This window comes from Streptomyces sp. NPDC055815, from assembly GCF_053616475.1.
Map to the genome: position 1 here is coordinate 68,470 of NZ_JBSHDU010000038.1, position 13,829 is coordinate 82,298.

Sequence of the window (13,829 nt, forward strand, 5' to 3'; positions counted from 1 at the left end):
CGCCTGGCGAATACCAGTGAGCGGGTGGAACCGGTCTCCGGCAAGGCAGACGTGCCCACTCGGGTGGGGCGCAAATCACTCCTGGAGCGGCGTTTCGCGCCTCCGGAGAGTCACTTTCGCGCCGACTCACCACCGCCGCGGCGGCGGGCGGATACGTCAGGTCGTGGGGCGCAGCCGCGGTAGGACCAGGTCCCAGACCGTCTCGGCGAGCGCTTCCTTCGGCCCGTACGGTACGGGGGTCTCGGCGCCGTCCGAGGCGAGGACGACGGCCTCGTTCTGCTCGGAGCCGAAGGTCTTGCGCTCCCCCACCTCGTTGACGACGAGCAGGTCGCAGCCCTTCCGGGCGAGCTTGGCGCGTCCGTTGGCGAGGACGTCGTCGGTCTCGGCGGCGAAACCGACGACCACCTGGCCGGGCAGGGCGCGGTCGGCGGACAGCTCGGCGAGGATGTCGGGGTTGCGGACGAGTTCGATCGTGGGCGCGCCGCCGTCGTCCGTCTTCTTGATCTTGCCGGGGGCGTAGACGGCCGGGCGGAAGTCGGCGACGGCGGCGGCCATCACGACCGCGTCGGCGTCGGCCGCCGCCTTGAGGACGGCCTCGCGGAGCTGGACGGCGGTGCCGACGTGGACGACGTCGACGCCGGCCGGGTCGGCGATGCCGGTGTTCGCCTCGACGAGGGTGACCCGGGCGCCGCGGGCGGCGGCGGCCTTCGCGAGGGCGTAGCCCTGCTTCCCGGAGGAGCGGTTGCCGAGGTAGCGGACGGGGTCGAGGGGCTCGCGGGTGCCGCCGGCGCTGACGACCACATGGCGTCCCGCGAGGTCCGGGGTGGTCACGCCGCGCGCCAGGATCCTCTTGCAGACCTCGAAGATCTCCCCCGGGTCCGGGAGCCGGCCCTTGCCGGTGTCGACGCCGGTGAGGCGGCCGACGGCCGGCTCGATGACGACGGCGCCGCGGCGGCGCAGGGTGGCCACGTTCTCCTGGGTCGCCGGGTGCTCCCACATCTCGGTGTGCATGGCGGGGGCGAAGACGACCGGACAGCGCGCGGTGAGCAGCGTGTTGGTGAGCAGGTCGTCGGCGAGGCCGTGGGCGGCCTTGGCGAGCATGTCGGCGGTGGCGGGGGCGACGACGACGAGGTCGGCGGCCTGGCCGATCCGCACGTGCGGGACCTCGTGGACGGACTCCCACACCTCGGTGGAGACCGGGTTGCCGGAGAGCGCGGACCAGGTGGCGGCGCCGACGAAGTGGAGGGCGGAGTCGGTGGGCACGACGCGCACGTCGTGGCCCGACTCGGTCAGCCGGCGCAGCAGCTCGCACGCCTTGTAGGCGGCGATGCCGCCGCTCACGCCCAGGACGACCTTCGGCTTGGCCACCACGCTCACTGTTGCTCCCCGCACTCGGATGCGTACGACTCCATGAGACACCACAGGCCCGGCGGATGTTCCGCCGGGCCTGTGGTGACAAGCGTTACAAGCGCTGTGTGCTTACTGCGCGGGGCCCTCGATGGCCTCGGACGTCAGCAGACCCGCGTTGATCTCGCGCAGGGCGATCGAGAGCGGCTTCTCGTGGACGTGGGTGTCGACGAGCGGACCCACGTACTCAAGGAGACCCTCGCCCAGCTGGGAGTAGTACGCGTTGATCTGACGCGCGCGCTTGGCCGCGTAGATCACGAGGCTGTACTTCGAGTCCGTGGCCTCGAGCAGCTCGTCGATCGGCGGGTTGATGATGCCCTCGGGCGCGGTGATGGAAGAGGACACGCTCTACCTTCCGAAGATGGAAAAAAGATCAGACAACGTGCATCAACGTTAGCAGCTCGCGTGCGACGTCCTCGACGGAGGTGTTGACGAGGGTGGTGTCGAACTCCGACTCGGCCGCCAGTTCGACCTTCGCGGCCTCGAGACGGCGCTCGATGACCTCCGGCGACTCGGTGCCGCGGCCGGTGAGCCGGCGGACCAGCTCCTCCCAGCTCGGCGGGGCGAGGAAGACCAGCTGGGACTCCGGCATGGAGTCCTTCACCTGACGGGCGCCCTGGAGGTCGATCTCCAGGAGCACGGGCTCGCCGGAGTCGAGACGCTCCAGGACGGCGGCGCGCGGGGTGCCGTAGCGGTTGCCCGCGAACTCGGCCCACTCGAGGAGCTCACCGTTGGCGATCAGCTTGTCGAACTCGTCGTCCGAGACGAAGAAGTAGTGGACGCCGTGCTTCTCGCCGGGGCGGGGCTTCCGTGTCGTCGCCGACACCGAGAGCCAGACCTCGGAGTGGACCTTGCGCATATGAGCGACGACCGTGCTCTTGCCGACCCCTGAGGGGCCGGAGAGCACGGTCAGCCGCGGACGTACCTCTGCTGCCATGCAGCGATTATTCCAGCTTCACCGGCATGCCCGGGACGCGTGTCCCGGATCCGGAGCCGGACCGGTCGCCCGGTCAGGCGCCGGTGCTGCCGAACTCGCGCTCCAGGGAGGCGATCTGGTTGGAGCCGAGCCCACGGACGCGGCGGCTCTCGGAGATGCCGAGGCGCTCCATGATCTGCTTGGCGCGGACCTTGCCGACGCCCGGCAGGGACTCGAGCAGCGCGGAGACCTTCATCTTGCCGATGACGTCGTTCTCCTGGCCGGTCTTGATGACCTCGTGGAGGGAGGCGCCGGAGTGCTTGAGTCGATTCTTGACCTCGGCCCGCTCCCGGCGAGCCGCGGCGGCCTTTTCGAGCGCGGCTGCGCGCTGTTCAGGGGTAAGGGGCGGAAGAGCCACGCCTACGTCACCTCGGATGTCGATCTGTCGGATACGGACCGGTGAGGAACCTAGTCGCCCCACACCAGTGGAGCAACGATCAACGGTGTGGTCGTTGAACGCCTGCTCTGCTCCGGAGACTAGCGGCCGAGGCCGCTCCAGTCAGCGAGAACGACGGAAAAGTCCTGGTCAGCATCGACCGACCAGGACTTTTCCGGCATAACGACCCGGTTTTGAGCCAAGTTTTCGTCAAGTGGTGAGACGACTCACCGTCGAAGGCCCCGTCCGCTCCGACCTGCGGATTGTCCGGGAGCCCGGTCAGCCGGCGACGGCCGCGCGGATCTCGTCCGCGTACCGGTGCGCCGAGTCCCGCAGGGCGGTCACGTCCGGCCCGTTCCTGAGGACCCCCCGGCTGACGTTCGGGACGACGTTGCGGACCGCCGCGCCGAAGACGGCCGGGAGGTCGGCGGGGGTCGCGCCCTGGGCGCCGATGCCGGGGGCGAGGAGCGGCCCGTTGATGTCCAGGTCGAAGGAGGACAGGTCGCCGAGGGTGGCGCCGACGACCGCGCCGAAGGAGCCCATCGGGGTCTCCCCCGCGTTCTCCTCGGCGAGGTGGGCGAGCATGGTCGCGCCGATCGTCCGGCCGTCCTCGCGGACGGCCCGCTGGACCTCCGCACCCTCCGGGTTGGAGGTGAGGGCGAGCACGAAGAGCCCGGCGCCGGACTCCCGGGCCAGGTCGACGGCCGGCTTCAGGGCGCCGTAGCCGAGGTACGGGGAGACCGTCAGGGCGTCGGAGAAGAGCGGGGAGTCCTTGCGCAGGAAGGTCTCCGCGTACGCGGCCATCGTGGAGCCGATGTCGCCGCGCTTGGCGTCCATGACGACCAGGCCGCCGGCAGCCCGCAGATCGGCGGTGGCGCGCTCCAGGACGGCGATGCCGCGCGAGCCGAAGCGCTCGAAGAAGGCGGACTGCGGCTTGAAGACGGCCACGGTCTCGGCGAGGGCCTCGACGACGGTGAAGGTGAAGCGCTCAAGGCCGGCGATGTCGTCGGTCAGGCCCCAGGAGTCGAGCAGGGCGGCGTGCGGGTCGATGCCGACGCAGAGCGGACCGCGCTCGTCCATGGCGGTACGCAGGCGGGTGCCGAAGGAGAGAGTCACTGGGTGGTGGCCTTTCGGTTGTCGGCGCCGACGGCCTCGGCGAGGGTGGCGTACGGGGAGGCCGCGAGGCGCGCGGCGAGGCCCTTGTGGATCGCGCGGGCGTAGAACGGGCCCTCGTAGATGAAGGCGCTGTAGCCCTGGATGAGGGTGGCGCCGGCGAGGATGCGCTGCCAGGCGTCCTCGGCGTTCTCGATGCCGCCGACGCCCACCAGGACCAGGCGGTCGCCCACGCGCGCGTGGAGGCGGCGCAGGACGGCCAGGGAGCGCTCCTTGACGGGCGCGCCGGACAGGCCGCCGGTCTCCTTGATCAGCGCGGGGTCGGACTTCAGGCCGAGGCCCTCGCGCGCGATGGTGGTGTTGGTGGCGATGATGCCGTCGAGCCCGAGCTCCAGGGCGAGGTCGGCGACCGCGTCGACGTCCTCGTCGGCCAGGTCGGGGGCGATCTTGACGAGGAGCGGGACGCGGCGGTCGGTGACCGTGCGGTCGGCGGCCTCGCGGACGGCCGTGAGGAGCGGGCGCAGGGACTCGGTGGCCTGGAGGTTGCGCAGGCCGGGGGTGTTCGGGGAGGAGACGTTGACGACGAGGTAGTCGGCGTGCGCGGCGAGGCGCTCGGTGGACGTCACGTAGTCGGCGGCGGCCTCGGCCTCGGGGACGACCTTGGTCTTGCCGATGTTGACGCCGACGACCGTCCTGAAGACCGCCTTGCGGGCGCCCAGGCGCTCGGCGACCGCGGCGGAGCCCTCGTTGTTGAAGCCCATGCGGTTGATCAGGGCGCGGTCCTGCACGAGCCGGAAGAGGCGCTTCTTGGGGTTGCCGGGCTGGGCCTCGCCGGTGACGGTGCCGATCTCGACGTGGTCGAAGCCGAGCATCGACATGCCGTCGATGGCGACGGCGTTCTTGTCGAAGCCGGCGGCGAGCCCGAAGGGGCCGTGCATCCGCAGGCCGAGGGCCTCGGTGCGCAGCTCCTGGTACCGGGGTGCGAGGACGGCCGCGACGAAGGTGCGGAGCACGGGGATGCGGGCGGCGAGCCGGATCCAGCGGAAGGCCATGTAGTGGGCCTGCTCGGGGTCCATCCGCTTGAAGACCAGGGTGAAGAAGAACTTGTACATGTGTCTGTCGTCCAGGTGTGCTCATGACGAGGGGGACACCGCAGGTCCTGCCGGTGTCCCCCTCCTCGTACGGGCTGCTAGTCGCGGGCCGCGGTCAGGTGCTCCGCGTGCTCCTGGAGCGAGCGGACGCCCACGTCGCCGTGGTTGAGCGCGTCGATGCCCTGGACGGCCGCGGCGAGCGCCTGGACCGTGGTGAGGCACGGGACGCTGCGCGCCACCGCGGCCGTACGGATCTCGTAGCCGTCGAGGCGGCCGCCGGTGCCGTACGGGGTGTTGACGATCAGGTCGACCTGGCCGTCGTGGATGAGCTGGACGATGGTCTTCTCGCCGTTCGGGCCTTCGCCCTCGCTGAGCTTGCGGACGACCGTGGCGTTGATGCCGTTGCGCTTGAGGACCTCGGCGGTGCCGGAGGTGGCGAGCAGCTCGAAGCCGTGGGCGACGAGCTCGCGGGCCGGGAAGATCATCGAGCGCTTGTCGCGGTTGGCGACCGAGATGAACGCGCGGCCCTTGGTGGGCAGCGGGCCGTAGGCGCCGGCCTGCGACTTGGCGTAGGCCGTGCCGAAGACCGCGTCGATGCCCATGACCTCGCCGGTGGAGCGCATCTCCGGGCCGAGGACGGTGTCCACGCCGCGGCCGTGCACGTCGCGGAAGCGCGACCACGGCATCACGGCCTCCTTGACGGAGATCGGCGCGTCGAGCGGCAGGGTGCCGCCGTCGCCGGTCTTCGGGAGCAGGCCCTCGGCGCGCAGCTCGGCGATGGTGGCGCCGAGCGAGATGCGGGCGGCGGCCTTCGCGAGCGGCACGGCGGTCGCCTTCGAGGTGAAGGGGACGGTCCGGGAGGCGCGCGGGTTGGCCTCCAGGACGTAGAGGATGTCGCCGGCCATGGCGAACTGGATGTTGATCAGACCGCGGACGCCGACGCCCTTGGCGATGGCCTCGGTGGAGGCGCGCAGGCGCTTGATGTCGAAGCCGCCGAGGGTGATCGGGGGCAGCGCGCAGGCCGAGTCGCCGGAGTGGATGCCGGCCTCCTCGATGTGCTCCATGACGCCGCCGAGGTAGAGCTCCTCGCCGTCGTAGAGCGCGTCGACGTCGATCTCGATGGCGTCGTCGAGGAAGCGGTCGACCAGGACCGGCCGGGTGGGGCTGATCTCGGTGGACTCGGCGATGTACGACTCCAGGCGGGCCTCGTCGTACACGATCTCCATGCCGCGGCCGCCGAGCACGTACGAGGGGCGTACGAGGACGGGGTAGCCGATCTCGTCGGCGATGGCCTTGGCGCCGGCGAAGGTGGTCGCGGTGCCGTGCTTCGGCGCGGGGAGCCCGGCCTCGGCGAGGACGCGGCCGAAGGCGCCGCGGTCCTCGGCGGCGTGGATGGCCTCCGGGGAGGTGCCGACGACCGGCACGCCGTTGTCCTTGAGCGCCTGCGACAGACCCAGCGGGGTCTGGCCGCCGAGCTGGACGACGACACCGGCGACGGGTCCTGCGAGGGTCTCGGCGTGGACGATCTCCAGGACGTCCTCGAGCGTCAGCGGCTCGAAGTACAGACGGTCGGAGGTGTCGTAGTCCGTCGAGACGGTCTCCGGGTTGCAGTTGACCATCACGGTCTCGTAGCCGGCGTCGCTCAGGGCGAAGGAGGCGTGGACGCAGGAGTAGTCGAACTCGATGCCCTGGCCGATGCGGTTCGGGCCGGAGCCCAGGATGATCACGGCGGGCTTCTCGCGCGGGGCGACCTCGCTCTCCTCGTCGTACGAGGAGTAGAAGTACGGGGTCTTGGCGGCGAACTCGGCGGCGCAGGTGTCGACCGTCTTGTAGACCGGGCGGACGCCGAGGGCGTGCCGGACCTCGCGGACGACGTCCTCGCGCAGGCCGCGGATCTCGGCGATCTGGGCGTCGGAGAAGCCGTGGCGCTTGGCCTCGGCGAGCAGCTCGGGGTCGAGCTTCTCGGCGGCGGCCAGCTCGTCGGCGATCTCCTTGATCAGGAAGAGCTGGTCGACGAACCACGGGTCGATCTTCGTGGCGTCGAAGACCTCCTGCGGGGTGGCGCCGGCGCGGATGGCCTGCATGACCGTGTTGATGCGGCCGTCGGTCGGGCGGACCGACTCGCGCAGCAGCTCGGCCTTGTCGCCGGGCTCGCCGGTGAAGGTGAACTGCGAGCCCTTCTTCTCCAGGGAGCGCAGGGCCTTCTGGAGCGCCTCGGTGAAGTTGCGGCCGATGGCCATGGCCTCGCCGACCGACTTCATCGTGGTGGTGAGGGTGGAGTCGGCCTGCGGGAACTTCTCGAAGGCGAAGCGCGGGGCCTTGACGACGACGTAGTCGAGCGTGGGCTCGAAGGACGCCGGGGTCTTCTCCGTGATGTCGTTCGGGATCTCGTCCAGCGTGTAGCCGACGGCGAGACGAGCCGCGATCTTGGCGATCGGGAAGCCGGTCGCCTTGGAGGCGAGCGCCGAGGAGCGGGAGACGCGCGGGTTCATCTCGATGACGATGATCCGGCCGTCGTCGGGGTTGACGGCGAACTGGATGTTGCAGCCGCCGGTGTCGACGCCGACCTCGCGGATGATCGCGATGCCGATGTCGCGCAGGCGCTGGTACTCGCGGTCGGTGAGCGTCATCGCCGGGGCGACGGTGATCGAGTCACCGGTGTGGACGCCCATCGGGTCGAAGTTCTCGATGGAGCAGACGACCACGACGTTGTCGTGCTTGTCGCGCATGAGCTCCAGCTCGTACTCCTTCCAGCCGAGGATGGACTCCTCCAGGAGCACCTCGGTGGTCGGGGAGAGCGTGAGGCCCTGGCCGGCGATGCGGCGCAGCTCGTCCTCGTCGTGGGCGAAGCCGGAGCCGGCGCCGCCCATGGTGAAGGAGGGGCGGACGACGACGGGGTAGCCGCCGAGCGTCTCGACGCCCTTGAGGACGTCGTCCATGGAGTGGCAGATGACGGAGCGGGCGGACTCGCCGTATCCGATCTTGGCCTTGACGGCCTCGACGACGCCCTTGAAGAGGTCGCGGTCCTCGCCCTTGTTGATGGCCTCGACGTTGGCGCCGATGAGCTCGACGCCGTACTTCTCCAGGACACCCTGCTCGTGCATGGAGATCGCGGTGTTGAGCGCGGTCTGGCCACCGAGGGTGGGCAGGAGCGCGTCGGGGCGCTCCTTGGCGATGATCTTCTCGACGAACTCGGGGGTGATCGGCTCGACGTACGTGGCGTCGGCGATCTCCGGGTCGGTCATGATCGTGGCCGGGTTGGAGTTGACCAGGATCACCCGCAGGCCCTCGGCCTTGAGGATGCGGCAGGCCTGGGTGCCGGAGTAGTCGAACTCGGCGGCCTGGCCGATGACGATCGGGCCGGAGCCGATGACCAGGACGGACTGGATATCGGTGCGCTTAGGCACGCTCGGCCTCCATCAGGGATACGAAGCGGTCGAAGAGGTACGCGGCGTCGTGCGGGCCCGCGGCCGCCTCGGGGTGGTACTGGACGGAGAAGGCCGGCTGGTCGAGCAGCTGGAGGCCTTCGACGACCTGGTCGTTCAGGCAGACGTGGGAGACCTCGGCACGCCCGTAGGGGGTGTCGGAGACCTTGTCGAGGGGCGCGTCGACGGCGAAGCCGTGGTTGTGCGCGGTGACCTCGACCTTGCCGGTGGTGCGGTCCTGCACGGGCTGGTTGATGCCCCGGTGGCCGTACTTCAGCTTGTAGGTGCCGAAGCCGAGCGCGCGGCCGAGGATCTGGTTGCCGAAGCAGATGCCGAAGAGCGGCGTCTTGCGCTCCAGGACGGCCTGCATGACGGCGACGGGGCCGTCGGCGGTGGCCGGGTCGCCGGGGCCGTTGGAGAAGAACACACCGTCGGGGTCGACGGCGTAGATGTCCTCGGCGGTGGCGGTGGCGGGCAGGACGTGGACCTCGATGCCGCGCTCGGCCATCCGGTGCGGGGTCATGCCCTTGATGCCGAGGTCGACGGCGGCGACGGTGAACTTCTTCTCGCCGATGGCGGGGACGACGTACGTCTCCTTGGTGGCGACCTCGGCGGAGAGGTTGGCGCCCTTCATCTGGGGCTGCGCCTGGACCTTGGCGAGGAGGGCGGCCTCGTCGGCCAGGCCCGCGCCGGAGGCGCTGATCAGCGCAGGGCCGGAGAAGATGCCGACGCGCATGGCGCCGCGCTCGCGCAGGTGGCGGGTGAGGGCGCGGGTGTCGATGCCGGAGATGCCGACGACGCCCTGGCGCTCCAGCTCCTCGTCCAGCGAGCGCTGGGAGCGCCAGTTGGAGGAGACGCGGGCGGGGTCGCGGACGACGTAGCCGGAGACCCAGATGCGGCCGGACTCGGGGTCCTCGTCGTTGACGCCGGTGTTGCCGACGTGGGGGGCGGTCATGACCACGACCTGGCGGTGGTACGACGGGTCGGTGAGGGTCTCCTGGTAGCCGGTCATTCCGGTGGAGAACACGGCCTCGCCGAAGGTCTCCCCCACGGCCCCGTAGGCGCGGCCGCGGAAGGCGCGGCCGTCCTCCAGGACGAGTACGGCGGGAGCCTTGGTGGCTCCCCTGGTGGAGGTCGTCATCGTGCGATGCCTTCCGTCGTGGTGGTTACGGCGTTCATGGAGTTGATGGCCTCGACCCAGGTGGTGTGCTCTGCCGCGCGGTCGGAGCGGAAGCCGGAGTCGAGCAGCTTGCCGCCGTGCTCCCAGGTGACGATCAGGAGCCCGCCCTCGGCGAGGACCTTGCCGGCGATGCCCTTGTCGAGGCGGGCCTCGCGCAGGGCGGCGGCCGGCAGGAAGAAGTCGTTCGCCCCGGGGCGTACGACCTCGATCCCGGCGTCGGTGAGCGTGAGCTCGACGCGGCTGCGGGTGCCGAGGCCGTGGGCGACGATCCGGTCGAGCCACTGCCCGGCGGTCGTGGACCCGTGGTAGCGCCCGCTGAGAGTCAGTTTCGCCTCGCCGGCCTGCTCCGGCGCGGTGGGGAGCTCGGGGAGGTCCGACTGGAGGCTGCCGCGCCACTTCCAGCCCTGGCGCATGAGCCAGTACACGAAGACGACGAACAGCAGCAGTCCGGCGACCCAGCCGAGCCGTCCGGCCCAGTCGGTCACCTCCGCCGATTTCTGCTCGGCAGCCTCTGCGGCGATTGCGATGAGTGGTGTCACGCCAGCTTCCCGTCCACGACCGTTGCCCGGCCCCGCAGGAAGGTGTGGGTGACGCGTCCCGGCAGCTCGCGGCCCTCGTAGGGGGTGTTGCGGCTGCGGGAGGCGAAGTCCGCGGGGTCCACGACACCACGGTAAGCCGGATCGACCAGCGTCAGGTTCGCGGGCTCACCAGCCGAGACGGGGCGTCCGTGGCCCTTCGCCTGTCCGATGCGGGCGGGGGCGAAGGACATGCGCTCGGCGACGCCGGCCCAGTCGAGGAGGCCGGTCTCGACCATCGTCTGCTGGACGACGGAGAGGGCGGTCTCCAGGCCGACCATGCCCATGGCGGCCGCGGCCCACTCGCAGTCCTTGTCCTCGTGCGGGTGCGGGGCGTGGTCGGTGGCGACGATGTCGATCGTGCCGTCGGCCAGCGCCTCGCGGAGGGCGAGGACGTCCTTCTCGGTGCGCAGCGGCGGGTTGACCTTGTAGACGGGGTTGTACGAGCGGACCAGCTCGTCCGTGAGGAGGAGGTGGTGCGGGGTGACCTCGGCGGTGACGTCGATGCCGCGGGACTTGGCCCAGCGGACGATCTCGACGGAGCCGGCGGTGGAGAGGTGGCAGATGTGGACGCGGGAGCCGACGTGCTCGGCGAGCAGGACGTCGCGGGCGATGATCGACTCCTCGGCGACGGCGGGCCAGCCGCCGAGGCCGAGCTCGGCGGAGACGACGCCCTCGTTCATCTGGGCGCCCTCGGTGAGGCGGGGCTCCTGGGCGTGCTGGGCGACGACGCCGCCGAAGGCCTTCACGTACTCCAGGGCGCGGCGCATGATCACGGCGTCGTCGACGCACTTGCCGTCGTCGGAGAAGACGGTGACGCCGGCGGCGGAGTCGTGCATGGCGCCGAGCTCGGCGAGCTTCTTGCCCTCCAGGCCGACGGTGACGGCGCCGATGGGCTGGACGTCGCAGTAGCCGGCCTCCTGGCCGAGGCGGTAGACCTGCTCGACGACGCCGGCGGTGTCGGCGACCGGGTGGGTGTTGGCCATGGCGAAGACGGCCGTGTAGCCGCCGGAGGCGGCGGCGCGGGTGCCGGTGAGGACGGTCTCGGAGTCCTCGCGGCCGGGCTCGCGCAGGTGGGTGTGGAGGTCGACGAGGCCGGGCAGCAGGATCTGGCCGTCGGCCTCGATCACGGTCGCGCCCTCGGCGGAAAGCCCGGTGCCGACCTGGGCGATGGTCTCGCCGTCGATGAGGACGTCCTGGACGTCGCCGCCGAGGACCTGGGCACCGCGGATAAGGATCTTGCTCATGGTTACTTGTTCTCCTCGGTGCGGGTGTGGCTGACGGCGGACTCGTTGCCGCCCAGAAGCAGGTAGAGGACGGCCATCCGGACGGAGACACCGTTGGCGACCTGCTCGACGACCGTGCAGCGGTCGGAGTCGGCGACCTCGGCGGTGATCTCCATGCCGCGGACCATCGGGCCGGGGTGCATGACGATGGCGTGCTCGGGCATCTTCGCCATCCGCTCGCCGTCGAGCCCGTAGCGGCGCGAGTACTCGCGCTCGGTCGGGAAGAAGGCGGCGTTCATCCGCTCGCGCTGCACACGCAGCATCATCACCGCGTCGGACTTCGGCAGCACGCTGTCGAGGTCGTACGAGATGTCGCAGGGCCAGGTCTCGACGCCGACCGGGACCAGGGTCGGCGGGGCCACCAGGGTGACCTCGGCGCCGAGGGTGTGGAGCAGGTCGACGTTGGAGCGGGCGACCCGGCTGTGCAGGACGTCGCCCACGAGGGTGATGCGCTTGCCGGCGAGGTCCTGGCCGAGGCCGGCGTCGCGGCCGACGAGGCGGCGGCGCATCGTGAAGGCGTCGAGGAGGGCCTGGGTGGGGTGCTGGTGGGTGCCGTCGCCCGCGTTGATGACGGGGGCGTCGATCCAGCCGGAGGTGGCGAGCCGGTAGGGGGCGCCGGAGGCGCTGTGCCGGATGACGACCGCGTCGACGCCCATGGCCTCCAGGGTCTGCGCGGTGTCCTTGAGGGACTCGCCCTTGGAGACGCTGGAGCCCTTGGCCGCGAAGTTGATCACGTCGGCGGAGAGGCGCTTCTCGGCGGCCTCGAAGGAGATCCGGGTCCGGGTGGAGTCCTCGAAGAAGAGGTTGCAGATGGTCCGGCCGCGCAGGGTCGGGAGCTTCTTGATGGGCCGGTCGGCCACCCGGGCCATCTCCTCGGCGGTGTCGAGGATCTGGACGGCGTCGTCGCGGGTGAGGTCGGCGGCCGAGATGAGGTGACGCATCATCGGGGTTTCTCTCCGTGGTGGGGAGGTGTGCGGGCATGCGGGGGCGCAGGGGTGTGCCCCGGCCCCGGCGGGGAAGCCGGTCCGGCTAGGAGGCGGGCTTGGAGCCGAGCAGGACGGTGTCGCGACCGTCTTCCTCGGCGAGCTGCACCTTGACCGTCTCCCGCAGCGACGTGGGGAGGTTCTTGCCGACGTAGTCGGCGCGGATCGGAAGTTCGCGGTGGCCGCGGTCGACGAGGACCGCGAGCTGGACGGCGCGCGGGCGGCCGATGTCGCCGAGGGCGTCGAGGGCGGCGCGGATGGTGCGTCCGGAGAAGAGGACGTCGTCGACGAGGACGACGAGGCGGCCGTCGATGCCGTCACCGGGGATCTCGGTGCGGCCGATGGCGCGGGCCGGCTTCAGCCGCAGGTCGTCCCGGTACATGGTGATGTCGAGGGAGCCGACCGGGATCTTGGTGCCGGTGATCGATTCGAGCTTCTCGGCGAGCCGGCGGGCGAGGAAGACGCCGCGGGTGGGGATGCCGAGGAGGACCACGTCGTCGGCGCCCTTGGCGCGCTCGACGATCTCGTGGGCGATGCGGGTCAGGACCCGCGCGATGTCGGGGGCCTCGAGAACGGGCCGGGCGTCATCGCCGTACTGCTGCTGAGTGTCCATGAAAAACGGACCTCCTTCTCCGCCTCACGGGACGGCTCTTAAAGGACGTCGGATTTGCGCCGTTCACTCTACCAGGGGTGGGAGCGGCTTTCCCGTGCACCCCTGCCGCCCCTCCGGGCGCCGTCCCCCGGGAGGGGGCGGTACGGACCATTCGGCTTGACGGGTAGGTGTAACGCTGCGTAACCTCACAGTGAGTTACCAGCCGCGCGGCGCAGCCGCATGTCGTCACAGCGTCCGGGAGCGTTATGTCCAGCGAATACGCAAAGCAGCTCGGGGCCAAACTCCGTGCCATCCGCACCCAGCAGGGTCTGTCCCTCCACGGGGTGGAGGAGAAGTCCCAGGGCCGCTGGAAGGCGGTCGTGGTCGGCTCGTACGAGCGCGGAGACCGCGCGGTGACGGTGCAGCGTCTTGCCGAGCTGGCCGACTTCTACGGCGTGCCGGTGCAGGAGCTCCTGCCGGGCACGACCCCCGGCGGCGCCGCCGAGCCGCCGCCGAAGCTGGTCCTGGACCTGGAGCGCCTGGCCCACGTCCCGCAGGAGAAGGCCGGCCCGCTCCAGCGCTACGCCGCGACGATCCAGTCGCAGCGCGGCGACTACAATGGCAAGGTGCTGTCGATCCGTCAGGACGACCTGCGCACGCTCGCCGTGATCTACGACCAGTCCCCCTCGGTCCTCACCGAGCAGCTGATCAGCTGGGGCGTCCTGGACGCGGACGCGCGCCGCGCGGTCGCCCACGAGGACAACTGACCCCCTGCGAGGTCCCAGCAGAAACGTACCGCCGGGCCCGTGGACGTCATCCGACGTC

General features: G+C 70.8%; 13 protein-coding genes. 1 reads left to right on the forward strand and 12 read right to left on the reverse strand.

From position 1 onward, the window contains the following. Positions 1-156 precede the first annotated feature (156 nt). From coaBC to pyrR, 12 genes are all read right to left on the reverse strand, one after another. Positions 157-1,368 carry a bifunctional phosphopantothenoylcysteine decarboxylase/phosphopantothenate--cysteine ligase CoaBC gene (coaBC, locus tag ACWGN5_RS23670; protein WP_453518415.1) on the reverse strand — a complete coding sequence of 404 codons (1,212 nt, stop codon included), beginning with the start codon at positions 1,366-1,368 and terminating at the stop codon, positions 157-159. Between the two features lie 111 nt (positions 1,369-1,479). Then, positions 1,480-1,752 carry a DNA-directed RNA polymerase subunit omega gene (rpoZ, locus tag ACWGN5_RS23675; RefSeq protein WP_005319902.1) on the reverse strand — a complete coding sequence of 91 codons (273 nt, stop codon included), beginning with the start codon at positions 1,750-1,752 and terminating at the stop codon, positions 1,480-1,482. A gap of 28 nt (positions 1,753-1,780) precedes the next feature. Continuing rightward, entirely contained in the window at positions 1,781-2,344 is a 564-nt protein-coding gene (gene gmk / locus ACWGN5_RS23680) for a guanylate kinase (protein WP_453518416.1), read from the reverse strand. 73 nt (positions 2,345-2,417) lie between these two features. Further along, positions 2,418-2,741 carry an integration host factor gene (locus ACWGN5_RS23685; RefSeq protein ID WP_030204477.1) on the reverse strand — a complete coding sequence of 108 codons (324 nt, stop codon included), beginning with the start codon at positions 2,739-2,741 and terminating at the stop codon, positions 2,418-2,420. Positions 2,742-3,038: 297 nt separating this feature from the next. Further along, a complete protein-coding gene (pyrF, locus tag ACWGN5_RS23690; protein ID WP_453518420.1) occupies positions 3,039-3,875 on the reverse strand; it encodes an orotidine-5'-phosphate decarboxylase in 837 nt (278 codons plus the stop codon). Next, positions 3,872-4,984, reverse strand: coding sequence for a quinone-dependent dihydroorotate dehydrogenase (locus ACWGN5_RS23695; RefSeq protein ID WP_453518422.1), 1,113 nt, complete (start codon positions 4,982-4,984; stop codon positions 3,872-3,874). Before ACWGN5_RS23695 ends, pyrF begins: the two co-directional genes overlap by 4 nt. A 77-nt stretch (positions 4,985-5,061) precedes the next feature. Continuing rightward, the gene (gene carB, locus ACWGN5_RS23700) at positions 5,062-8,370 is read right to left on the reverse strand and encodes a carbamoyl-phosphate synthase large subunit (protein ID WP_453518425.1); all 3,309 of its coding nucleotides are present in this window, start codon (positions 8,368-8,370) and stop codon (positions 5,062-5,064) included. Next, on the reverse strand, positions 8,363-9,529 hold the full coding sequence (gene carA, locus ACWGN5_RS23705) for a glutamine-hydrolyzing carbamoyl-phosphate synthase small subunit (protein ID WP_453518428.1): 1,167 nt from the start codon (positions 9,527-9,529) through the stop codon (positions 8,363-8,365). Before carA ends, carB begins: the two co-directional genes overlap by 8 nt. Next, a complete protein-coding gene (locus ACWGN5_RS23710) occupies positions 9,526-10,107 on the reverse strand; it encodes a PH-like domain-containing protein (RefSeq protein WP_453518431.1) in 582 nt (193 codons plus the stop codon). Before ACWGN5_RS23710 ends, carA begins: the two co-directional genes overlap by 4 nt. Continuing rightward, on the reverse strand, positions 10,104-11,390 hold the full coding sequence (locus tag ACWGN5_RS23715) for a dihydroorotase (RefSeq protein ID WP_453518433.1): 1,287 nt from the start codon (positions 11,388-11,390) through the stop codon (positions 10,104-10,106). Before ACWGN5_RS23715 ends, ACWGN5_RS23710 begins: the two co-directional genes overlap by 4 nt. A gap of 2 nt (positions 11,391-11,392) precedes the next feature. Further along, positions 11,393-12,373, reverse strand: coding sequence for an aspartate carbamoyltransferase catalytic subunit (locus ACWGN5_RS23720; RefSeq protein WP_453518437.1), 981 nt, complete (start codon positions 12,371-12,373; stop codon positions 11,393-11,395). 85 nt (positions 12,374-12,458) lie between these two features. Further along, positions 12,459-13,025 (reverse strand): bifunctional pyr operon transcriptional regulator/uracil phosphoribosyltransferase PyrR, encoded by a 567-nt coding sequence (gene pyrR, locus ACWGN5_RS23725; protein WP_453518439.1) that lies wholly within the window; start codon positions 13,023-13,025, stop codon positions 12,459-12,461. A gap of 245 nt (positions 13,026-13,270) precedes the next feature. On the opposite strand from pyrR, the gene bldD reads away from it, so the two are divergent. Beyond that, a complete protein-coding gene (bldD, locus tag ACWGN5_RS23730) occupies positions 13,271-13,771 on the forward strand; it encodes a transcriptional regulator BldD (protein ID WP_017242229.1) in 501 nt (166 codons plus the stop codon). Positions 13,772-13,829 lie beyond the last annotated feature (58 nt).

Coding starts and splice junctions, on each gene's coding strand:
- gmk (WP_453518416.1), bottom strand. CDS start 2,344: ATGGCAGCAGAGGTACGTCCGCGGCTGACCGTGCTCTCCGGCCCCTCA.
- ACWGN5_RS23695 (WP_453518422.1), bottom strand. CDS start 4,984: ATGTACAAGTTCTTCTTCACCCTGGTCTTCAAGCGGATGGACCCCGAG.
- carA (WP_453518428.1), bottom strand. CDS start 9,529: ATGACGACCTCCACCAGGGGAGCCACCAAGGCTCCCGCCGTACTCGTC.
- ACWGN5_RS23715 (WP_453518433.1), bottom strand. CDS start 11,390: ATGAGCAAGATCCTTATCCGCGGTGCCCAGGTCCTCGGCGGCGACGTC.
- ACWGN5_RS23720 (WP_453518437.1), bottom strand. CDS start 12,373: ATGATGCGTCACCTCATCTCGGCCGCCGACCTCACCCGCGACGACGCC.
- pyrR (WP_453518439.1), bottom strand. CDS start 13,025: ATGGACACTCAGCAGCAGTACGGCGATGACGCCCGGCCCGTTCTCGAG.
- bldD (WP_017242229.1), top strand. CDS start 13,271: ATGTCCAGCGAATACGCAAAGCAGCTCGGGGCCAAACTCCGTGCCATC.